The sequence below is a fragment of the Paraburkholderia sp. HC6.4b genome (genome assembly GCF_014200875.1).
GTDB lineage: Bacteria > Pseudomonadota > Gammaproteobacteria > Burkholderiales > Burkholderiaceae > Paraburkholderia > Paraburkholderia tuberum.
In genome coordinates, this window is record NZ_JACHDC010000017.1 from 208,645 (window position 1) to 229,695 (window position 21,051).

17 protein-coding genes are annotated in these 21,051 nt (G+C 61.2%); 4 read left to right on the forward strand and 13 right to left on the reverse strand.

The window, feature by feature from the left end; genetic code table 11:
- Positions 1 to 17: 17 nt before the first annotated feature.
- The 11 genes from HDG34_RS25375 to HDG34_RS25425 all read right to left on the reverse strand — a co-directional run bounded on the left by HDG34_RS25375 (position 18) and on the right by HDG34_RS25425 (position 15,303).
- Positions 18 to 812: an ABC transporter permease gene (locus HDG34_RS25375; protein WP_102634259.1), complete on the reverse strand. Its 795-nt coding sequence runs from the start codon at positions 810 to 812 to the stop codon at positions 18 to 20.
- Position 813: 1 nt separating this feature from the next.
- Positions 814 to 1,698 carry an ABC transporter permease gene (locus HDG34_RS25380; protein ID WP_027194702.1) on the reverse strand — a complete coding sequence of 295 codons (885 nt, stop codon included), beginning with the start codon at positions 1,696 to 1,698 and terminating at the stop codon, positions 814 to 816.
- A gap of 80 nt (positions 1,699 to 1,778) precedes the next feature.
- A complete protein-coding gene (locus HDG34_RS25385) occupies positions 1,779 to 2,810 on the reverse strand; it encodes an ABC transporter substrate-binding protein (protein ID WP_128598245.1) in 1,032 nt (343 codons plus the stop codon).
- Between the two features lie 238 nt (positions 2,811 to 3,048).
- Positions 3,049 to 4,005 carry a flavin reductase family protein gene (locus tag HDG34_RS25390; protein WP_184063070.1) on the reverse strand — a complete coding sequence of 319 codons (957 nt, stop codon included), beginning with the start codon at positions 4,003 to 4,005 and terminating at the stop codon, positions 3,049 to 3,051.
- The gene (locus tag HDG34_RS25395; protein WP_184063072.1) at positions 3,998 to 4,891 is read right to left on the reverse strand and encodes an alpha/beta fold hydrolase; all 894 of its coding nucleotides are present in this window, start codon (positions 4,889 to 4,891) and stop codon (positions 3,998 to 4,000) included. The genes HDG34_RS25390 and HDG34_RS25395 overlap by 8 nt, the downstream gene beginning before the upstream one ends.
- Positions 4,892 to 5,206: 315 nt before the next feature.
- Complete coding sequence (locus HDG34_RS25400; RefSeq protein WP_102634254.1) at positions 5,207 to 5,893, reverse strand: GntR family transcriptional regulator; 687 nt, start codon at positions 5,891 to 5,893, stop codon at positions 5,207 to 5,209.
- Positions 5,894 to 7,357: 1,464 nt separating this feature from the next.
- Positions 7,358 to 8,482 carry a porin gene (locus tag HDG34_RS25405; protein ID WP_311734932.1) on the reverse strand — a complete coding sequence of 375 codons (1,125 nt, stop codon included), beginning with the start codon at positions 8,480 to 8,482 and terminating at the stop codon, positions 7,358 to 7,360.
- Between the two features lie 811 nt (positions 8,483 to 9,293).
- On the reverse strand, positions 9,294 to 10,004 hold the full coding sequence (locus HDG34_RS25410; protein WP_184063074.1) for a TetR/AcrR family transcriptional regulator: 711 nt from the start codon (positions 10,002 to 10,004) through the stop codon (positions 9,294 to 9,296).
- A gap of 594 nt (positions 10,005 to 10,598) precedes the next feature.
- The gene (locus HDG34_RS25415) at positions 10,599 to 11,564 is read right to left on the reverse strand and encodes an NAD(P)-dependent oxidoreductase (RefSeq protein WP_184063076.1); all 966 of its coding nucleotides are present in this window, start codon (positions 11,562 to 11,564) and stop codon (positions 10,599 to 10,601) included.
- Between the two features lie 24 nt (positions 11,565 to 11,588).
- On the reverse strand, positions 11,589 to 13,205 hold the full coding sequence (locus tag HDG34_RS25420) for an NAD(P)/FAD-dependent oxidoreductase (RefSeq protein WP_184063078.1): 1,617 nt from the start codon (positions 13,203 to 13,205) through the stop codon (positions 11,589 to 11,591).
- 562 nt (positions 13,206 to 13,767) lie between these two features.
- Positions 13,768 to 15,303: a class I adenylate-forming enzyme family protein gene (locus tag HDG34_RS25425; protein WP_184063080.1), complete on the reverse strand. Its 1,536-nt coding sequence runs from the start codon at positions 15,301 to 15,303 to the stop codon at positions 13,768 to 13,770.
- 270 nt (positions 15,304 to 15,573) lie between these two features.
- Here HDG34_RS25425 and HDG34_RS25430 point away from each other — a divergent pair, with 270 nt between their 5' ends.
- A complete protein-coding gene (locus HDG34_RS25430; RefSeq protein WP_184063082.1) occupies positions 15,574 to 16,251 on the forward strand; it encodes a nitroreductase in 678 nt (225 codons plus the stop codon).
- Positions 16,252 to 16,522: 271 nt separating this feature from the next.
- Positions 16,523 to 16,711, forward strand: coding sequence for a hypothetical protein (locus HDG34_RS25435; RefSeq protein WP_184063084.1), 189 nt, complete (start codon positions 16,523 to 16,525; stop codon positions 16,709 to 16,711).
- Positions 16,712 to 16,803: 92 nt separating this feature from the next.
- Here HDG34_RS25435 and HDG34_RS25440 read toward each other — a convergent pair whose 3' ends face one another.
- Both HDG34_RS25440 and HDG34_RS25445 read right to left on the reverse strand, forming a co-directional pair.
- A complete protein-coding gene (locus HDG34_RS25440) occupies positions 16,804 to 17,565 on the reverse strand; it encodes an SDR family NAD(P)-dependent oxidoreductase (protein ID WP_184063086.1) in 762 nt (253 codons plus the stop codon).
- Between the two features lie 82 nt (positions 17,566 to 17,647).
- Positions 17,648 to 18,766, reverse strand: a complete 1,119-nt coding sequence (locus tag HDG34_RS25445) for an NADH:flavin oxidoreductase (RefSeq protein WP_184063088.1) — start codon at positions 18,764 to 18,766, stop codon at positions 17,648 to 17,650.
- A 100-nt stretch (positions 18,767 to 18,866) separates the two neighbouring features.
- Here HDG34_RS25445 and HDG34_RS25450 point away from each other — a divergent pair, with 100 nt between their 5' ends.
- A complete protein-coding gene (locus HDG34_RS25450; RefSeq protein WP_184063090.1) occupies positions 18,867 to 19,277 on the forward strand; it encodes a helix-turn-helix domain-containing protein in 411 nt (136 codons plus the stop codon).
- A 183-nt stretch (positions 19,278 to 19,460) separates the two neighbouring features.
- Positions 19,461 to 20,888, forward strand: coding sequence for an aldehyde dehydrogenase family protein (locus HDG34_RS25455; protein WP_184063092.1), 1,428 nt, complete (start codon positions 19,461 to 19,463; stop codon positions 20,886 to 20,888).
- Positions 20,889 to 21,051: the final 163 nt, after the last annotated feature.

Here is a 21,051-nt window from a genome sequence, read left to right on the forward strand (position 1 = left end):
ACCTCATTGTTCGGGCGTTATCGGGCGCGGCGCAGCACTGCGCCCGCCAACATCAAAACGGTCGTCAGTCCAACGAGCAGCGAGGATGCTGCCGCGACGACGGGAGTCAGGTCCTGCCGCAGCGTCGCCCAGATGCGCACAGGCAGCGTCTGCAAAGTCGGACTCGACATGAAGATCGACACCACCACCTCGTCCCACGACGCAAGGAACGCGAAGATCGCTGCGGCGAACAGGCCAAGCCGGATCGCCGGCAATGTAACGCGCAGCTTCACTTCGAGCGGCGATGCCCCGCAGATCAACGCTGCGTCTTCCAGTGCGGTATCGAAGCTCGACAGCGAGTTGCTGATTGAAATGATCGAAAACGGCAAGGCGATGATCAGATGGCCGATCACGAAGCCGGTCATCGTGCCGGTCAGGCCAATGCGCAGAAAGAACGCATAGAGCGCCACAGCCAGCACCACCACGGGCAGCACCATCGGCGTCAGAAAAAACGCCTTCACCGCGTTGCGGCCGCGAAACTTGCCGCGAACGAGCGCAAGCGATGCAAGAAAGCCGATCAGCACGGACAGCACTGTCACGATCACCGCGAGCTTGGCGCTCGTGAGCAGCGAGTCGAGCCATCCCGGGTCGGTGAAAAGCTGGCGGTACCACTCCAGCGTCCAGCCCGGCGGCGGAAAGATCAGCCACTGCGAATCGCCGAACGACAAGGCGACGATGAACACGATGGGCAACAGAAGGAAAAGTGCAACGGCAGCGCCGATTGCAAGCAGCGCCCAGCGCAACGCACCTAAACGGTCGAAATCGAGCAACATGTCAAAGGCCTCCAGCAGTGGCGCGCGCGCCGCCTGTGAACCGCAGTTGAAGCGCGTAGAGCGAGAGCGTCACGGCGAGCAGCACGAAGGCGGCGGCACCGGCGAGACCCCAGTTCAACAACTCCTGCACGAGCTGGGCCACCAGTTCGGCGAGCATCATGTATTGCGCGCCGCCGAGCAATGCTGGGGTCACGAAGTAGCCGAGGGCCATGACAAATACCATCAATGCGCCCGATGCGATGCCCGGCATCGCCAATGGCACAAGGACGCGCCAGAAGGCCTGCCAGCGACTCGCGCCGCAGACCGCCGCGGCGCGCAGTGTCGAGGGGTCGATGCTGCGCAGCGTCGCGTGCAGCGGCATGACGAGAAATGGCAGCATGATGTACGTCATGCCGATCGTCACACCGATCAGGTTGTTCACGAGCGGCAGCGGCTCGTGGATGAGGCCGATCGCCATTAACATGCGGTTGATCGGGCCCGTCGACTGAAGCAGAACCATCCAGGCAAACGTGCGCGCCAGCAGGTTGGTCCACATCGAAAGCAGCATGATCGAAAACAGCAGCGAACTCAGCCTGCGCGGCGCAATGGCGAGCAGCCATGCGGTCGGGAAACCGATCGCCACCGTCACCACGGTCACGACGGTCGCGACCAGGAACGTGTTGCCGAACACGCGCAGGTAGGTGGAAGAGCCGAGAAGCTGCTCGTAGTTGTGCAGCCCCGGTGTGGGCTCCAGCACGCTGCGCAGCAGGAGCGAAAGCACCGGCAGCATGAAGAAGATCACGAGGAGCACGAGCCCCGGTATCAACAGGCGAATGTTGCGCCAGTCGCGACGCCGACGCGTGGGTGTCGCCGGCGGATGGGCCGCGGTACTCAGAACATTGGGCATGGTATCTCCTGCATTCTCCAGTTGCTGCTACGCGCCTTCTGCCTGACCGCCGCTTCGGGGCACGCCTCTTTCGCTGACGCTTATTTCGATTGCCACGCGTACCAGCGCTTCGCAATCGCGTCGCGATTGTCCGCCCAGTACTTCATGTCCAGGTCGATCTGGGAGGTCTTGTACTGGTCCGGCATCGTCTTCGCGACTGCAGCAGGCATCAGCGCCGCCGACTTCACGTTGATCGGCGCGTAGCCCGTATCCTGCGCGAACTTTGCCTGCGCCTGCGGACTCGTCGCGACGGCGAGGAACTTCATCGCCTCGGCCTTGTGCTTCGCGCCCTTCGGGATCACGAGCATGTCCGCGGCAGTCAGGTTCTGGTTCCACGAAACGCCGACCGGCACGCCCGTCTGTTCGAGCGCATGCAGACGGCCGTTCCAGAACATGCCGACGGGCGCCTCTCCCGATGCGAGCAGTTGCTGCGACTGTGCGCCGCCGCTCCACCAGACGATGTCGCTCTTGATCGAGTCGAGCTTTTTAAATGCGCGGTCGAGGTCGAGGGGATAGAGTTTGTCCGGCTGCACGCCGTCGGCAAGCAGCGCAATTTCGAGCACGCCGGGTGCGGACCACTTGTAGAACGTTCGTTTGCCGGGAAATTTCTTCGTGTCGAACAGATCGGCCCACGCCTGCGGCTGCGCGCCCTTGAAGCTCGATTTGTTATAGCCGAGTACGAACGAGTAATAGAAGCTGCCCACCGCATCGGCGCTCGAGAAGCGTGGATCGAGCTCGCCCTTCTTGACCACGGTGTAGTCGATAGGCTCGATCAGCCCTGCCTTTTGCGCGGCATAGGCAAAGTCGCCCTCGACGTCGACGACGTCCCAGCTAACATTGCCGCTGTCCACCATCGCCTTGAGCTTGCCGTAGTCGGTCGGACCATCCATCAGCACGGTGATGCCGCTCCCCTGGGTGAAAGGCTGCGCCCAGTCCTTTTGCTGCGACGATTGCGTCGTGCCGCCCCAACTCGTGAACACGATGGGATCTGCGGCAAGCGCCGGCGTCGCCATGAACGCTGCCGCGCACAGCGCGAACAGCGGAGAAATCATCAGACTGCGGGTGCGGGTCATATCGGTATCCTTCAAGTCGGTTTGGTCGCGCTAAATTGACTGCGTGGTCGTCGAATCGGTCGTCTCTGCGGCCAACGGCGAAGAACGCGCTGGCTTCATGTTGCTGTTTTCCATCTTTTCCTTTGTCTCCCCACTGCGATGCTGGATTGATGGATCTTTTTGGTGGATTAACCCCAGACAAACCGGTCGTCGCAAAGCGTATCCGGATGACGGCGGCAGCCGTGCGACACCGGGCATCTCAATGTGCTGTCGCGAGCGTCTGGACCTGTCCTGCCTCTGTGTCGCCGACGTAGATGCCGAAGGCGTCTTCGCTGCGCTCGCGCACATAGCGCTGCAGCATCGAGCGCACGGCGTCGTCGCGCAGTTCGCTCCATGGAATCCGTGGCAGCGGGACGATGTGGATCGCGGTGTCCATCATTGCGGCGAGGCTGCTGCTCACGCGTCCCCGGTAATAGACGTGGACCCTCGCCGACGGACCACTACCCGATTCGAAAACGGCAAAAATGAAATCGAGATGCGCGGTGAGACCGAGTTTCGCCAGCACGCCGCGCAGGCTCCCCGCATCACTTTCGGGTTCGAGCTTGACGCCGGTCGGCAACTGCAAACCGTTTTTCGTTTCAAGCAGCACCAGGCCGTCGCGATGTTCGAGAATTGCGCCCACCTGGGCGCGCGCGCCGGTTGCCGCGAGCGCGTCCTGCGAGAGACTGAAGTTTACGTACGCGCCACGGCAGTAACCCAACGGCGAAGAATTCGTATGCACGAAGTCGACCACGCGCCCGATCAGAATGATGTGATCGCCGGCACCCACGACGTCGTGCGTCCTGCAATCGAACGTCGCCGCCGCGCCCTCCATGATCGGCGCGCCCGTTGCGCGGACGCGCCATGAGACCTGCGCGAACTTGTCGACCGACTTCGACGCGAAGACGCCCGACACGGCCTTCTGCTCCCCCGCCAGCACGCTGACTGCGAAGTGATTCGTGGTGGCAAAGACCGCGTGGCTCGACGCGCTCTTCGCGATGCACACGAGGATCAGCGGCGGATCGAGCGAAACCGAGGCGAACGAGTTGGCCGTGAAGCCGCGCGGGGAACCGTCCGGCTGGATCGTCGTGACAACAGTCACGCCGGTGACGAATGCGCCGAGTGCGCGGCGAAATTCGAGAGTGTCGAAAGTCTGTTCGATGATCGGCTCAGACATGGTCTTCCCCCACGTTCGTTGCATTTGCCCCGTTTCGTTGCGCTGCTTCGGCGAAAAAAGCAAGCAGGCGTGCGGTGACTTCTTCTGGATGGCTAACGTTCATCATATGACGCGCACCCGCAACCACCTCGGCCCGACCGAACGGCGCGGCCTCTGCCATCGCCCGCGACATGTCCGGACTCGAGTTCAGATCTAGCTCGGCGGTCAGGAACAAGGCCGGCACAGCGAGGCTCGCCAGCCGACCGACGTGGACGTCGTCCGAGCAGGCGAAGAGACCGTAAGTCCGCGCATAGCCGACCGGATCGACCGAGAGCAGCAGGTGCCGCACCGCTTGCGCCGCCTGCGTCAGATGCGCCGGCACCGGGTCACCGAACCAGCGTTTGAGCGTTGCGTCGACGCCCGCAATCGCGCCCGTATCGGCCGGTGTATCGCCGAGCGTCGCGGCGCGCGACATTACTGCTTCGCGTTGTGCAGGCGAGCGGTCGTAGACCGCGTTCAGTGCAGCGACGCTCAGCGTACGCGGCGCACGAGTCAGCGCGAACTCGAGTGCGACGAGTGCGCCCATCGAATGACCGGCGACGTGCGCCTGCTCGATGTCGAGGCCGTCGAGCAGGCGTTCGAGCTGGGCGGCGTAATCATCGAGCGTCGGCTCGGCCGGAGGCAGAGCACTGGCGCCATGCCCGAGCATGTCGTAGACCACGACTTCGTAGTTCGCCGCCGTCAACGGCTCGATCTGCGACGACCATACGCTCTGATTCATCCCCACGCCGTGAATCAGGACAACTGTTGCCGGCGCTTCGCCCGACTTCGGCGCATGCACGCTGTAGCTCGTCCCTGCAATCTCGCCGCGCGCTGCGGCAAGCCTGGGCGTCCGGTCAGGATTCATTCGGCTCATGCTCCACAAGATTATGGTATGCCATACTACAGCAAACTTTTCGCGTCAAAATATTATGGAATACCATAATTTCGAACGGAGAACTGGCTGGCATGGACGTTGCTGACGGCACGCAGTTGCCGGTCGGAGCCTCGCGCTGAAAAACCAGGAGCGCCTCGCGGCCGGGTCGAGCGAAGACAACGCCGCGAGCGAACGGCGCGTTATGGGGAGCGGAGTGGGAGTGGTCTGGCGCTCGGAAGGAGCGCGCGGAGCGCGCCGCGGAACCGCGGCGCAGACAAGCGGTAGAGAATCGTCAGGCCGTTCGCGTCAAGCTTCGGCCGCCCCTTCGCTTCGTTGAGCAAGCGCCGCAAGCGCAAGCTCCGCCGTGCGCCTGATATGCGCGATCGAGGCGGAAGACGCGGCATCGCCGTCGCGCCGTTCGATGGCATCAAGCATCATGTTCATCTCGCGATTCGACTCCTGGCTGCGTCCCGGCGTGGCTATCGTGAGTGCGCGCAATCGATTGATCCGCGCATTGAGCGTCTTGACCACGGCCAGGGAGACGGTCCGTTGCGCGCCCTCGAACAACGCCTCGTAGAAGTGTTCCGTGTAGGCGAGCACCGCTGGCAAGTCTTTGACCTGGAACGCTGCTTCGATCTGTTTGCGGATCTCCCGCAGTCGCCTCACGAGTTCGGGTGTGGACTGCTCGGCACACGCGCGTGCGGCATTCGCCTCCAGTAGCCCGCGCAGTTCGTAGATTTCGCTAACCTGGCCGGCATTCAGTTGCGCGACGACCGGCCCTTGGCGCGCGATAACATCCACCAGCCCCTCGGTCTCGAGGTGCCGCAATACTTCGCGCACAATCGTGCGGCTCACCCCCAACTCGTCGCACAGCGTGCGTTCGACGAGGCGTGCGCCCGGCTGGAAATACCCCTGCACAATTGCGTCGCGCAGCTTGTCCAGCGTCAGTTCACGAAGGGTTTTGGTTTCGCGGACAACTTTAAGATCTGACATAAGTAAAAAAGTGGACAGAGAAAGCTCGGGTCACACCATGGCGTGATCGGAGCGTGGAATGCCATATTATCCACCATAAAGGAAGAGATTAGATGCGGTAAGGAGCGCGGATCGCACATTGCGGGTATGCAAAGTGCAGCCATAAGCGTTAAACATGTCTCCTCCGGCGCGAAGACGCACTCGACTTCGCAGACTCCGTCCTCTGCATCCTGAGCTGGCGCAGCTTCTGGCTCACGATGATCAGCCGCGCAGTTCCACAGGCCACGCCCGAAGCGGTATTCACGAAAACGGAAATCGAGTTACTGGATCGCCTGGATCTCGCTTGGGCGTTCATCGAAGCTGCGGCGTGCGACTTATTACATGATGCGTGATGACCAACCATTCGAGGTAACGCGATGCTTTAGCCAGGTTTGGCGGGAGACTGAGAGCCCGGTAGAGTCGTTGGTCCGAAACCATTGAGTTGATTGTGCCCAGTCCCCGGCCATCCCGCTGCTGCGAACACCGAGACGCCCAGGTCATGAGCCGATAGCTGTCTGGTACCGCCATGCGGGCGACCATGGAATTGACATGTATCCCTCTGGACATTGGCCCGGCACCGACGATTCTCTGGAGCTCGACTGAGCCAGGGGTGAATACCGGAAAGCGGAGGTTCACCTTGATCCCGATGAGTGACTGGTGCGGATCAGTTCCGCAGCCAGACGACGAGAAACCGGACGCGCCACCAAGCTTCGCATTGCCAGGATGGCCAAAAAAAGTACGCGATGCAGGGCTCGGTCCTTGAGGGGAAGATTTATTCACTTACTCCAGTCTTGCAATGGGTGACAACTCCGCGGACCTGCGTAGGCTTCACTCCGTCTGGCAGCGATGGCCGGTTTCAAGGTCAAACGATCATGCGCTCACATGAGGTCGTGGCCGCAAATCGGCCATGGTGGATATCCGCTGCATTCACCCGTCACGGATCGCTGGATCGGCCTCCCCATAACTCCATTCGAATCCTCTGCCAACCCGCTTTACCGTGCCCGCCGATGTTTCCGCGAAATGCGCGGCAAATACTGTCGCGCCCGTTTCTAGTGAGAAGCGGCAGACGATGTTCATGAGCCTGAGCAGCGGTCCACCGCCTACGGACATGGCGGACAAACGCAGGCCGGGCCAAGCGCGCTGACGGAGGCGCTCGCTATGGTTGACAAAACGGGGGGCGTTATTAGCGCAAGCGTGCTTTCAACACGCGATCGCAGTCGCCGGCCATCAAGCCGCGAAGTCGCTCGAGCTGCGCGCCACGTTGAACCTCCTGCGCCTGTGGCAAGCACAAGGCAAGAGTGAGGCGGCCCGCCAGCGGCTCGCTGGAACCTATGGCGCTTTCGCGGAAGGCTTCGACTCCACCGACTTGCGAGAGGCGAAGGCGTTGCCCGAAGAGCTATGAGCTGTCTCGTGCAATCGCTACGATGCAAGCTGGGGGCCCTCGCCTCAGAATTTCGTCCGCATCCCCACCACCCCGAACACTTGCGTTTTCGTGCTGGAAGGCGACAGCGAATAGATCTGTGCGAACTTTGCATCGCCGGCCGCGCGCTGGTAGGTGCCGACGAGAAAGAGGTCGGTCCGCTTGCTCAGGAAATAATCGATCCCGACATTGATCTGGTGCCATTTCGGGTCGACAGGTTGTGGGCGATAGCTGCCTGATGTGTAGATGTAGGCCGCGCCGGCGAGCAAGTCGGGTAACACATAGTCCACCAGCGAGACCTCGAAGTTGTTCAGGTCTAGCCTGGACGTATCGAGGTAGTCGAAGCGCGACTTCGTATAGAGCACGGACGCGCTTGCCGCGCCGAACTTATAGGCCCCGCCTGCGCCGAACATCCACTGTTTGGCGACGCCTGCGCCGGTCGCCGGATTAGTGATGAATGGCGAAGTGAAGCCGTAGTCGCCCGAAACAGCGCCGCCAGTGTTATTCGGATCGTTCGGCATGGTGACCTGGTTATAGGCCGCGCCAAGCGACAGACCGCCGCTGTGGTATGACACGCCGGCGCTGTAGCTGCTGTTGTCAGAGAACCCGTCTGCCTTGTTCGAGAAGCCATACAGCGCGGCGACTTGCAACCCGCGATAGTCGAGACTCTTGAACTGGACAGCGTTGTTGATGCGGAACGTGTCGAACACGTTGTCGTTGTCGCCGATATGCGTGCCGTAGGCGGCGAACTGGCACGCCGACTCGTAGCCATAGAGGGTTGCGGCGCCGAGGTCGTATTGCCGCCCGATCGTGAGCGTGCCGATCCTATCGGACGACAAGCCGACGAACGCCTGCCGCCCGAACATGCGCCCGCCCTGCCCAAGCGATCCATTGGTGATACTGAAGCCGTTCTCCAGCGTGAAGATGGCATGCAGCCCGCCGCCGAGGTCCTCGGTTCCCTTCAGTCCGAAGCGTGGCGCCTGCATCGGGCCGTTTGCCACGTACCATGAAGAGGCGCCTTTCTGATTATTCGCATAGGCGATACCTGTCGAGATCAAGCCGTAGAGGGTCACGCTGCTCTGGGCACTCGCCAGCCCGGCGAAGCTCAGTAGGCCCGACGCAACAAGAAGATTGGCCAATTTAGATTTCACGCGTCTGTCTCCATTCCATTTATTTAGTAAGACTGACTACCGTCTCTATGCCGACGGATTCACATTCCGCCGTGTTCTGAACGAGCCGATGACGCCCCCTGCGGTCTATGGCCATCCGGCGCGACATCTGTCGTTCAGTGCGGTTCGCGCGTGCCGGCTTCCGCGCAATTCGTCATCGCCTCAATTGTTTGGCGTGGGCGTAACCGCCCACCTTGCGGCGCAGTTCCTAGCCCTCCCTGGCAAGAACGCCATGCATTCTTCGGCAAGTCGCTGAGGGTCAAGAGCGAGACCTTGCTGTGCCACCGCAGCGGGCGTTTGGAAGTCCGGCCCATTGGTAGCCATTAGAGCCTATCGGCGCCCATAAGTAAATTGCAATTCACTTTTGGTTTACCCGAACTGTGCTGCCAGTAACGACCTGCGAGTTTGTGCTGCGCAGACGCGAAGAATCGGGGGGGGGGGGGAACCGTTAGACACCGCAGCCCGTCGCAATACACGAAGCGCAACGATAGGCGTCAGTCGAAGTTGAGTTGAGCCGCGAAAGACGGACTCTGTTCTTGGATGAGGGGAATGTCGGCACGGGCAAGCATCGAAAGCCTCGTGCGACGGATATCCAGGCGGAGATGTGGAGTTCGTGAAGACTGGGCGCACGCCCAGACAATTGGTGCGCGAGTTCTCGAGCCGACAGCAGAGGATCACCAACTGGGTGGCGCAGCCGGTCCCCGAAACATCCATGCGCTGAACGCGACTTCGCGCGTCGCCTCCGGCCCCCCATGCATTTCGAGGCCTCAACCACTACATAAGATTCGCCGGCTCAGCGGCGCTCCGATTTTGCACGACGCCGCACCGGATCGCGGCCGGGTTCCTTGTCTGCGGGAGACGCGGCTGTTGTCTCAGCGGCGCCGCCTCTCACACCGTTCAGGACCAGTCGAGTCAGTACCTCAATAGCCGCCCCGTCATCAATCAGCCGGTCTGGGAAGTCACCGGCGCGCGCAGTCCAGTTGTAGCCGGTGTATTCGAGCATCGAACACAGTGCCGAAGCAATCAGTTCGCTATCGAGCCCGGCGCAATAGCCTTCCTTTTGGAGGAGCTTGATCACGCTCGACATGCCTCGTATGCCCTGTTGCCTCACACCATGCCACGCACGAGCGAACTCACGATCCGCCATCGACATCTGAAATGCTGCAGTTGCCACAGGCCAGTCATCGCGATAGATCTTCCAGAACGCACCTAACCGCTCTTTCAGGTGTTCAAGCGGGTCCCCACGCGTGTTCAAGGGGCGGTTTACTTCTGCCTTGAGGCGCGTGCGAAATTCGTCAAGCAGCTCGTGCAGCAGTGCTTCCTTGCTTGGATAGTATTTGTAGAAGGCACCCGGTGAGCGGTTGACGCTCGCCATGATGTCGGCGATTTTCGCGTTCGAAAACCCATCTACTGCCAACGCGCGCTTCGCCGCAAGCTTGATCGCTTCTCGCGTCGTATTGCCCTTCGGTGTCCGCCGGGTCGCCGGCTCGATGAGTTCGTCCATAACGAGAACAATCGTCCATTAGTCTGACCGGCACTTGGCCGGAATATTCGTCAATTGCGGCTTCCCGCTGTTCAACGGCTTTTCGACATCACTCAGTCTCGAGGAATCCAGGTCACGCCGGGGCGCCCGCCCCCCCAGATTCAACGCCCGAGTGCGTGTCAAAGCGCCGCCTGAGCCGCATGGATCGGGAGTTTCCGCTGACGTCCCCGGGACGCGTAATTGTAATTCAGATTCACTTTCGCCGGCATCGAAACCATGCACGCCCTTTCGGCCATGCCGAGAGCGTCTAGCCAGGACTGGCGGGTAACGGCGGGGACGAACACCGTAGAATTTACTGTTCACTTTTGGAGGTGCGGTGCTTTGACTCGGACGTCGGGAAAGCCAGCCGCGTGATGGAGTGCTCAGTGCGGTCAACTGCCGGCAGGATGGGCAGGCCATCGAAAGTGGCGGGCTCGAGAAACTCGGCCTGCCGCGGGAACGTGAGGTCCTCATGCGCGGCGCGGATTACTCGGCCACCGAAACTCCGGTGGCCGCCACCGCGTGGGCCGGCGGCCCACTGACCTCATCGCCTTGCGCTGCTCTCAAGCACGAAAATCAGACGTCGTGGGATTGCAGCCATTGCACATAATCAGCAACGCCGGTCGCAACCGACCATCGTGGTTCATAGCCGAGCGCACGCACGCGCGTTATGTCCAGATAGCGTTGGTCGCTCGAAGGCCCATGAGGGTGCAGCGGCAACGGCGGTATCGCGCCTGGGAACAGCGCGTTGACTGCATCAGCGAATTCGTCCAGCCGCGTGGTTTTGCCACTGCCCACGTTGTAGACCTTGTGCTCCGGGGCAATCGCCTGGTGGACCAGCGCCATGCCGTATGCATGGTCCTTGACATAGTTGAAGTCCCAAGCCATGTCCGCGCATGGCAAGCGTCCTTTGTCCGAGGTCAGATCCATGGGGACGCCGCGCACGGCGGCGTGAACCATCCGCGCGACGACATTGATCATCTTGTTGTAGAGCGGCCCGTATGTGCCGTCGATTCTCACGATTCGGATGTCGAGGTCCGTCTGGCGCTGAAAGATGGCGGCGATCGCCTCGAGCAACTTCTTGGGCCCAGCCTGAATATAGTGATGGTCCTTCTGTTCAGTGATGGCGATCGGCCCGGCCTCGCTATACGGATAGTATTTTGAGTCCAGGCCCCAGTAGATGTCGCTGGAACTCGTGATCGTCAGCTGTCCGACATTCATGATTCGACAGGCTTCGATCACATTGAGCGCACAAGCCGTTCGTAAATGGACTTCACGCGCCGGCGACATCGATTTTGGGGCATACCCCGACGCGTCGAATACCTTATCGGGCTTGATACGGGCAATCGCATCGAAGACGTCATAGCTGACCGTCAAATCAATTCGTTCCTGCTGCGGGGCATCTCCGAAAAACTCCCTGAGTTCCGCAGGCGAGCGTTCAGCTCTGGCACCTGCAATCACAATCTCTTCGCCCCTCGCGGCAAGCTCGCGCGCGACATGCATCCCTATGAAGCCAGTACCGCCCAGGACAAGCGTTTTCATTCAGGACTTCCTTTTATCCGTGTTTCAGGAGAGCACGAACCCGCGGTATCCGGCATCGGCCACCTCGTTCAGAATCTTGCGGTAAGCCGGTACCCCGCCCACGTAGGGCATGAAGATTCGAGGTTTGCCGGGGATATTGGCGCCGACGTACCACGAATTGCCGCGTGGGTAGAGGGTGCGATCGGCCACCTCGTTGACGTGGTGAACCCACTCGTTCTCCGCCTCGAGGTCGCAAGCGACGTAGGCCCTTTTGGTCTCACGCGCGTGCTGAATGAGCCGAGTGACCCAATCGACGTGCTCTTCGATGGAGTGCACGACGTTGCTGAGCACCGATGGGCTGCCGGGCCCCGCGATGATGAACATGTTCGGAAAGCCCGCGCACGATACGCCCAGGTAGGTGCGTGGACCGTGCTGCCACCTTTCCCCCAGCGTCACGCCTCCGACTCCGCGGATGTCGATGGCACGCAGCGCACCCGTCATGGCGTCGAAACCGGTCGCGAACACGAGGATGTCCAGCTCATACGCTTGGGCGCTCGTGCGCAGCCCACGCGGGGTCACTTCCTCGATCGGCGCAGCCTTCACGTCGACCAGCGTCACGTTGGGGCGGTTGAATGTTTCGTAGTAGCCGGAGTCCACACAAAGGCGCTTCGTGCCGAAGCGCAGCTCCTTCTTGGGGCAAAGCAGCTCGGCCACCTTCGGATCGCGCACGATCGCACGGATCTTGGAGCGCACGAAGTCGGAGACATACTCGTTGGCTTTTTCATTGACCAGCAGGTCATTGAATGCGCGGAGCATCCGGAATCCACCACCGGCACCGCGCCAGCGGAACTCGAACTCGCGCAGCCGCTCCTCTTCTGAAACCTCGAGGGCCGATTTGTCGACTGCCTCCAGATACAGGCCGTTGTTGGCGTCTCTCGCGCGAGCCCGCCGCTCACGGTAGTGGGCCTTGGCATGGCGGACGGCCTCATCGTCGAGCGGCTCGTTCTGCGCCGGCACGCTGAAGTTGGCGGTGCGCTGGAAGACTGTCAAATGGTCGGCCTGCTCCGCGATCAACGGAATCATCTGCACACCGCTAGAACCGGTGCCTATCACCCCTACCCGCTTGCCAGCGAAATCCACGCCCTGTTTCGGCCAATCGGCGCTGTGATACCAGGTGCCGGCGAAGCTGTGCAGGCCCTTGAAATTCGGGGCTTGCGCGATCGAAAGGCATCCAGTGGCCATAACACAGAACTGCGCGTCGAATGACTCGCCCGCGTCTGTCTCCAGGGTCCATCGCTTTGCCCGCTCGTCAAATACTGCCCGCGTCACACGCGTGCGAAACTGGATGTCCCGCCGCAGGTCGAATCGCTCGGCGACGTGGCGGATGTAACGCAAAATTTCCGGCTGTGTCGCGTAGCGCTCGCTCCAGGTCCATTCCTGTTCGAGCTCCTTGTCGAAGGAAAATGAGTAGTCGAGGCTTTCTACGTCGCACCGCGCGCCGGGGTAGCGGTTCCAGTACCAGGTGCCGCCGACGTCCTCGCCGGCCTCGATCACGCGGGCAGTCAGGCCCGCCTTGCGGGCGCGGTGCAACTGGTAGAGGCCGGCGAAGCCGGCCCCGACGATGACGACATCAAGCGACTTTTGTTGATTTGATGCATTCATTCCGGGGTCTTCCGATTCAGGTTGACAAAGCAGTAGCGCGCTGCGATCGCACCTCAGGAGCATCGGGCGTTCGATGCAGCCCGCGCGCGCGGTGATATCTTCGAGCAGCCCTCCCCACGCGGTGCCTGAACACCTGTCCTGAAATCCTCCGATTTCCGTGCACGGTGATGGGTCCAGCGCGGCCCATGAAACGTATTACAATGCATGGCGCACAAAAAGTAAATCTAGATTCATTTATCGGAAACCCTTATTTGAAGTGACGGTAGCTTCGTCGAACTGGCGCTTGGCTAGCCGACCATGCCGCCCCTTCACCGCGGGAGAGTCGCGGCCATGCATGCAGACCAAAGCGAGAGGCGATCAAGCAGCGCGCCATGCGCGCGACATCGATGGCTTTGCCGCCGCGAAGGCCGCGGACGTCATGGCGCAGGCGGATTCAACCCCCGGTGGTCCTACTATTTCAAGATGAAGGAGTCGATCAGCAATGCGTCATACGCCGCAGCCAACCAAAGTCTGAGGACAAGTAACTTCGGTGGGAGAAATTCCGTCCGATGCGGTTTTCCGGCTAACCGGCTCTGCTCTTTTCAGCGGCAAGCCACGCTTCCCGCAGTTGGTTCTTTTGAACTTTGCCGATACTTGAAAGTGGTAACGGCTCGCTGCGGATGTCGTAGCTGCGTGGAACCTTGTAGCCGGCAATCTGCGCCCGGCAATGTGCGTCCAGTTCTGAGATGCTCAAATTCGCGCCAGGTTTCGGAACAACCGCGGCATGCACCCGATCTCCCCAGCGCTCATCGGGCAGACCCAAGACTGCGCAGGCGTCTACCGAAGGGTGCGAAGCCAACGCGTTCTCGACTTCGGCGCAATAGATGTTCTCGCCACCACTGATGATCATGTCCTTTATCCGATCGACGATGTACAGAAAACCGTCCTCGTCTAGATAGCCCGCATCACCGGAATAGAGCCAACCGTCAACGAGCGTCTGGGCGGTCTTCTCGGGCGCCTTCCAATAACCGCGCATGATAGCCGGGCCGCGCAGCAGGATCTCGCCCGCTTCCCCCGGTTTGCATGGGCGAGATTGATCGCTCCCAATACGGATCTCAAAGCCGGGCAACGCCTGCCCTGCCGATTTCAGTTTTCCCGCCTTGGGGCCGCTCAAGACATGCCGGTCGGGGGGCAAGCTACAAATGCCTCCGCATGCCTCGGTCATTCCATAGAACTGGTTGATCCGCGCATTGGGAAAGGCCTGCAGCATTCGAGCAAGCAACGCCTGCGATATCGGAGCAGCACCGTACTGGATCGAGCGAATTCGCGATAGAAGCTCGTCATCGCGCTCTGGCCCGTCCAGGACCATCGCAACCATCGTTGGGACGAGCTGAACGTGCGTGACACCATCGTCGCGCAGGCGCCGATAGAAAACCTCCGGCTTGAATTGCGCTATGAAGCTGTGCGTGCCGCCGCCAAGCGTCACAGCCAGCCCATTTGCAAGGTCTCCCAAATGGAACATCGGCGTCGAATGGAGATAGACCGTGTCCTGGTTGTACCCGAGTTCGCGATGCAGGCTCATCGCGGCGAAGCTGAAGTTCAGGTGCGTCAACTCCACTCCCTTGGGCAGTCCGGTCGTCCCCCCTGTGTAGCAGATCCCGGCTAGCGAATTGAGGTCACCGCAAGCATCCTCAACACGCGGGTGCTCGAGCATCGCCGCATACCGCGCGTCGTCGAAGCGGATGAATTCCTTTAGAGACGACAGAACCTCAGCCATCCGCGCTCCGAACTCCTCGAACGACTCGTCGCTGAACAGCAGCACGGAATCGGAGTGCTCCACGATGTGGCGAAGCTCCTCGAAGGCCAAACGCGTGTTGAGGGGAACAATCACTCCGCCCGCCCACCAGATCGCCATCAGGAGTTCAAAATAGCGAGGCGAATTCCTCGCCAGCGTGGCTACCCGATCACCGCGCTCGAGCCCCGCAGATTGCAGGGCGCCAGCCAGCGCTGAGACTCGTCCCAACAGCTCGGGCCAGGTGCGCCGTTCGTCACCACTGGAAATGGCCAGCCCTTTTGGACAAATGCTCGCCGCTCTGCGCAGCGCTGCCGTCGACATCATAAATGGCGCTCCATGATCGTAAAAACTGAAGATTCAGTCGAACAGGCGAACCCGGCTTCATGGCCGAAGCCCCGCCGCACATCCGAAGCCGAAAAGGTGGTTTGCCGCAAGCCTGTCCGCTTCCACAGCGAATTGTCTCATCATCCATCCTTAAAAGTAAATCTTGAATTACCGTGGAAAATCCTACCACATTGGCGCCGTTGCCCCGTTGCAGTAGCCAAGATTTGCGTGTAAATTCTGATTTACTTTAAACAACCATTCTTCAGCGTCATGACCCGTCCGCCGAACACACTAAACGATTTGATTTCTCGTCGACACACCTGCAGAGCCTTTCTGCCGACTCCCGTCGCGCGCAGCACCATCGAGTCCATCCTGGAGGCCGCGCAGCGAACACCTTCGTGGGGCAACGTGCAGCCCTGGCAGGTGACCATCGTTTCGGGTGACGCCGCCGATACATTCCGAGAGGCGTACACCCGCTTCGCTCAGAAAAACGAACCGATTGCGCCCGACTTCGAATTTCCGCAGTCCTATGAAGGTGTCTTGAAAGATCGCCGTCGGGAATGCGGCTGGCGGCTCTATGAAAGCGTGGGCGTCAAAAAGGGCGATCGCGAAGGTTCGGCGCGTCAAACGCTGGAGAACTTCCGTTTTTTTGGCGCTCCACACGTGGCGATCATCACGACCCACCGTTGTCTCGGCACGTACGGTGCCGTCGACGCCGGCGCCTACCTGGCGAACTTCATCCTTGCCGCACAGGATCTTGGAGTAGCCTCTGCGCCGCAAGCAGCCTTGGCCTCGTATCCACGGTTCATACGTTCCCATCTGGGTATTTCCGACGATCGACATGTGGTGGTTGGCATCTCTTTCGGGTACGAAGACACCGCTCACGCAGCGAACAATTTCAGGACGGGACGTGCTCCACTCGATGAAGTGGTGACCTGGATCGATTGACGCCGGAGAAAGCGAGAAGCTGCATCTGCGCGCCGATATCGGCCGTTCCGAACAGCGACCGCATGAACACGAACTCCGATGCGTCGAGACGCTTTTGGGCATGAGGGGATTGACGTCCAGCACCGCTGGGGCGTCGATCAGCGCAAAGCGGCCCTGCGGCGCGATCCATTCCACGATGTCGGCGAGGTGCGCATAGGTGTTCGTCGTGCAGAACACGAGAGCCGGTGGCGCATTGAGCGACAGCGCCTCGACCCCTGGCCGGTGATGCCGAATGATCGACGACAAGATGTGCGCCGAGCGACCGAACCCACTCGATCGTCTCGGGCCGCGAGGCGGTGGCGATGACGGTGACATCGGTCAGGACGCGTGCAAGTTGGACGGCGATCGAGCCGACGCCACCTGCGCCGCCGACGATGAGGAGCGCCCGGGCCGCACCGGGCACACTCCCATTCACGTCTAGCCGATCGAACAGTGCTCCCAAGTCAACTGGCCTCCCCGCTCTCCAAGCACGTTGTCTCGATCCATGATTCTGGATAACGGGCGGCACCGCGATCAGCGGGGGACTTGCCCGCCATCGACGGTGAAGGTCTGCCCCGTGATGAACGACGCTTGGGAAGAGCTGAGGAAAAGCACCATGCCAGACATTTCCTCAGGCTCCGCTGGGCGGGCGAGCGGGATGGTCTGCAACAATCTTCGACTGAAATCAGCGTCTTCCAACCAACCCTTGGTCATGGCAGTGGCGACCAGGCCAGGAGCGATGGCATTCACGCGGATGCCCTGAGTGGCATAGTCGAGCGCGGCTGCCTTTGTAAGACCGATCACGCCATGCTTGGCGGCGACGTAGGAAGACGTGTTCCGGCCGGCGATCAGCCCGGCCACTGAGGCCGTGTTGACGATCGAGCCGCCCCCCGCCGTCAGCATGTGCGCAATCTGGTATTTGAGGCAGAGAAACACGCCGCGCAAATCGATCGAGATGACCTTGTCGAACTCCGCGACCGACATTTCGGCCAGTGGGGAGGCTGTCGGCAGGATGCCGGCGTTGTTGAACGCGCAGTCGAGGCGGCCGTAGGTATCGACCGTGGCCTTGACGAGGGCTTCGACCGAAGCAGGATCGCTTACGTCGGTCCGCACGAACAAGGCCTCGCCGCCAGCCCGCTTGATCTGCGCAACGGTTTCCGTCGCGCCCTCGTTGACGTCTCCGATCACGACCTTCGCGCCTTGGCCGGCGAACGCTTTCGCGGTCGCTTGTCCGATCCCGGTAGCGCCGCCGGTGATCAGCACAACTTTATCCGTGTAGTCTAAAAGGTTGGGCATTTCCTTCATCCATAGGAAAGTATGAAGTCCGAATAACGACGAGGACGGGTTCCAAGAATGTTCCCCGTCCTCGAACTCACCATCAGACCAATTCGGCGAGCGCCGCTGCGTCGAACCCTTTCAGCGCGCCGTATTCGCCGTGTTCGACCTTTTTGACCCAGCTTGGGTCGTTGAGAATGGCTCGGCCAACGGCGATCAGATCGAATTCGTCGCGTTCCATTCGCTCGACGAGACGGTCCAGGCTCGCAGGACTCGATCCCTCGCCGGCAAAAGAGGTGGCGAAATCCTTTTCAAGCCCGACCGATCCGACGCTGATCGTCGCGGCACCCGTCACCTTCTTGGCCCAGCCGGCAAAATTTAGCCCATTTTCGCCATCGATCTCAGGAAACTCGGGTTCCCAGAAGCGTCGCTGCGAGCAGTGCAAGAGATCGACGCCCGCTTCAACCAGCGGCAGTAGCCAGTCCTCCATGATCGCCGGGGTCTCGGCGACGCGCACGCTCAAATCCTGCTGCTTCCACTGACTGAACCGCATGATGATCGGGAAATCCGGACCGACGGCGTCTCGCACGGCAGCGACAATCTCACTTGCGAAGCGGGACCGCCCCTTGATCGTCGGCCCACCATAGCGATCGGTCCGCTGGTTGGTCCCCGACCAAAAAAACTGGTCGATCAGATAGCCATGGGCGCCATGGATCTCTGCCGCGTCGAAGCCGAGCGCTTTGGCGTCTCTTGCCGCCTTGGCGAAGGCGGCAACCGTATCCGCGATGTCCTCTTCGGTCATAGCCACGCCGCGAGGGTCGGCGGGCGCGACTAGCCCGGATGGGCTTTCGACCGGCGCATCGGGCTCCCAGTTGTTGATGTAACGGGTGGAACCGGTGTGCCAGATCTGCGGCGCCATGCGTCCGCCTGCGCCGTGGACGGCATCGATCACATCTTTCCAACCGGCTAGCGCGGCCTCGCCATAAAACAACGGAATGCCGCCGTCGTTGCGTGATGCAGGACGGTCAATGACCGTCCCTTCGGACAGAATAAGCCCCACGCGCCCTTCCGCGCGGCGCCGGTAATAGATGACGTTCGCGTCGCCAGGCACGCCCTCGGGGGCAAAGAGCCGCGTCATCGGGGCCATGACGATCCGGTTCTTCAGGTTGAGCGAGCGGATTGAGAAGGGACGAAACAGGGTGCTGGTATCGGGGTGAGACATTGAAGAGGCTCCGTTGCAAACAAAGGCATCATGGTATATGTTTGATACCTGCCGTCAATTAGGCACCTGAAGTCGCCCAGGTGTATCGAAGGAAACCACCATGCCCGTTCCCGAACTGAAATGCTTTTCGTCTGACTGTCCCAGCCGCGCACTCTTCGACCAGATCGCGGACAAGTGGTCGATGATGGTTCTGGTCGTGCTGGATGACGGGCCGCAGCGTTTCAACGCCATCCGGCGGCGCCTCCAAGGCGTCACGCAGAAGGCGCTCACTCAAAGTCTTCGCCGGCTCGAGCGCAACGGCCTGATCTCGAGGACAGTCGTTTCGCTGTCTCCGGTGGCGGTGCAGTATCAGATCACGCCTCTTGGGCGTACGTTGCAGCCGCCATTGCGGGCACTGCATGAGTGGACGCTCGTCAAGTTTTCCGAGGTCGAGGCCGCACGTCAGGCGTTCGACGCGGCGGCGGGTGGAAGCGCGTTGGCGGAAGGATCAGAACATCGGCAGTTTGCTTGACGAGCGACCTGCAGGCTCTTGTCGACCAGGACCTGTGAGGGCGACCGGGACACTACCGCCGAACGGGTTGGCCCACGGCACCTGGTATCCTCAAGCCTACCAGCGCTACTCCAGGTGCCTAATTTACGTCTAGGTCTACGACATATACCTTGGCCTCCTTTGACGACGATGGAGAGTCCAGATATGCGCAACAATCTTCAGTTCTATATCAACGGATCGTGGGTAGAGCCTGCCGGCGACACCGTGATCGATGTCATCAACCCCGCGGATGAATCTGTCTCCGGCCAAGTCGCGATCGGCGACGCCCGCGACGTCGACCGAGCGGTCGCCGCAGCTCGCGCTGCGTTCGAGACCTTCTCGCTGACTTCGGTCGAGGACCGTCTTGCGCTCTTCGACCGTATCATCGCCGCCTACCAACGGCGTGCCGGAGACCTGGCCCACGCGATTTCGGAGGAGATGGGCGCGCCGCTTTGGCTTGCCGAGCAGTATCAGGTGCCCGTCGGTCTCGGCCACCTTCAGATCGGTCGGACTGCGCTCGCGGGCTATAACTTCGAAGATCCCCACGGCACGGCACACATTGTGCGTGAGCCGATCGGGGTCTGTGCGCTCATCACCCCTTGGAACTGGCCGCTCAACCAGATCGCCTGCAAGGTCGCCGCGGCGCTGGCGACCGGTTGCACGATGGTCGTGAAGCCGTCGGAAATCTCGCCGTATTCGGCGACGATCTTCACCGAGATCATGCACGAGGCTCAGACGCCTGCCGGCGTGTTCAACCTGGTGCAAGGCGACGGAGCAGGCGTGGGCAATGCCCTGACCGCACATCCCGATGTCGATCTCGTCTCGTTCACCGGATCCACGCCAGCCGGCATCCAGGTGGCGCGCAACGCAGCCCAGACGGTGAAGCGCGTGCATCAGGAACTGGGCGGCAAGTCGCCCAACATCCTCCTGCCCAGCGCCGATCTGGCGTCTGCTGTTGCGGCGGGTGTCGCGGGCGTCATGATCAATAGCGGCCAATCCTGCGGTGCGCCCACGCGGATGTTGGTTCCCGCCGAGCGGATGGCGGAGGCCTCCGAGCTTGCCAGGGCCGCAGCCGAGCAGTGGACCGTGGGGCATCCGGCTAGCAGCGCGAAGATGGGACCGGTCGTATCTGAGGCGCAGTGGAACAAGATCCAGCGCCTGATCCAGTCCGGCATCGATGAAGGCGCGACGCTCGTCACCGGCGGTCCTGGCCGACCCGAGGGACTGGAAACGGGCTTCTATGTTCGCCCGACCGTCTTCGCCAATGTGAAGAACGATATGGCGATCGCACAGCAGGAGATCTTCGGTCCGGTTCTCGCAATCATCGGTTATGCCGATGAAGCCGACGCCATCGCCATCGCCAACGACACGGTTTTTGGGCTGGCGGCTTACGTCCAGGGCGAACCGGGCCAGGCCGAGCGCGTTGCGCGCAGGCTGCGCGCCGGCCAAGTCACACTGAACTATGCCGACATGGACTTTGCTGCGCCGTTTGGTGGGTACAAGCAATCGGGCAACGGACGCGAATGGGGCGAGGTTGCCTTCGGCGAATACCTGGAGACCAAGGCGATCATCGGCTCTCGTCGGGCCGTCTGACGTAACGTACACAGCCTCGCTTCGGCTGCAATCAACTTCACCCTCGTTGGCTTGCAGCCGACACTCGCTGTTAGCGGCGGTGTAAAAGCGCCACCAGATGGCGGCGCAAGGTTGAATAAATGCGCCAACAACAGGGGGCGGTTACGGCCCGCTGTTGTTGGGT

What these genes read in the sequence shown, in the direction of transcription:
- HDG34_RS25375 (WP_102634259.1), bottom strand. Translation starts at nt 812, where the DNA reads ATGTTGCTCGATTTCGACCGTTTAGGTGCGTTGCGCTGGGCGCTGCTT.
- HDG34_RS25380 (WP_027194702.1), bottom strand. Translation starts at nt 1,698, where the DNA reads ATGCCCAATGTTCTGAGTACCGCGGCCCATCCGCCGGCGACACCCACG.
- HDG34_RS25385 (WP_128598245.1), bottom strand. Translation starts at nt 2,810, where the DNA reads ATGACCCGCACCCGCAGTCTGATGATTTCTCCGCTGTTCGCGCTGTGC.
- HDG34_RS25390 (WP_184063070.1), bottom strand. Translation starts at nt 4,005, where the DNA reads ATGTCTGAGCCGATCATCGAACAGACTTTCGACACTCTCGAATTTCGC.
- HDG34_RS25395 (WP_184063072.1), bottom strand. Translation starts at nt 4,891, where the DNA reads ATGAATCCTGACCGGACGCCCAGGCTTGCCGCAGCGCGCGGCGAGATT.
- HDG34_RS25400 (WP_102634254.1), bottom strand. Translation starts at nt 5,893, where the DNA reads ATGTCAGATCTTAAAGTTGTCCGCGAAACCAAAACCCTTCGTGAACTG.
- HDG34_RS25410 (WP_184063074.1), bottom strand. Translation starts at nt 10,004, where the DNA reads ATGGACGAACTCATCGAGCCGGCGACCCGGCGGACACCGAAGGGCAAT.
- HDG34_RS25415 (WP_184063076.1), bottom strand. Translation starts at nt 11,564, where the DNA reads ATGAAAACGCTTGTCCTGGGCGGTACTGGCTTCATAGGGATGCATGTC.
- HDG34_RS25420 (WP_184063078.1), bottom strand. Translation starts at nt 13,205, where the DNA reads ATGAATGCATCAAATCAACAAAAGTCGCTTGATGTCGTCATCGTCGGG.
- HDG34_RS25425 (WP_184063080.1), bottom strand. Translation starts at nt 15,303, where the DNA reads ATGATGTCGACGGCAGCGCTGCGCAGAGCGGCGAGCATTTGTCCAAAA.
- HDG34_RS25430 (WP_184063082.1), top strand. Translation starts at nt 15,574, where the DNA reads ATGACCCGTCCGCCGAACACACTAAACGATTTGATTTCTCGTCGACAC.
- HDG34_RS25435 (WP_184063084.1), top strand. Translation starts at nt 16,523, where the DNA reads ATGATCGACGACAAGATGTGCGCCGAGCGACCGAACCCACTCGATCGT.
- HDG34_RS25440 (WP_184063086.1), bottom strand. Translation starts at nt 17,565, where the DNA reads ATGCCCAACCTTTTAGACTACACGGATAAAGTTGTGCTGATCACCGGC.
- HDG34_RS25445 (WP_184063088.1), bottom strand. Translation starts at nt 18,766, where the DNA reads ATGTCTCACCCCGATACCAGCACCCTGTTTCGTCCCTTCTCAATCCGC.
- HDG34_RS25450 (WP_184063090.1), top strand. Translation starts at nt 18,867, where the DNA reads ATGCCCGTTCCCGAACTGAAATGCTTTTCGTCTGACTGTCCCAGCCGC.
- HDG34_RS25455 (WP_184063092.1), top strand. Translation starts at nt 19,461, where the DNA reads ATGCGCAACAATCTTCAGTTCTATATCAACGGATCGTGGGTAGAGCCT.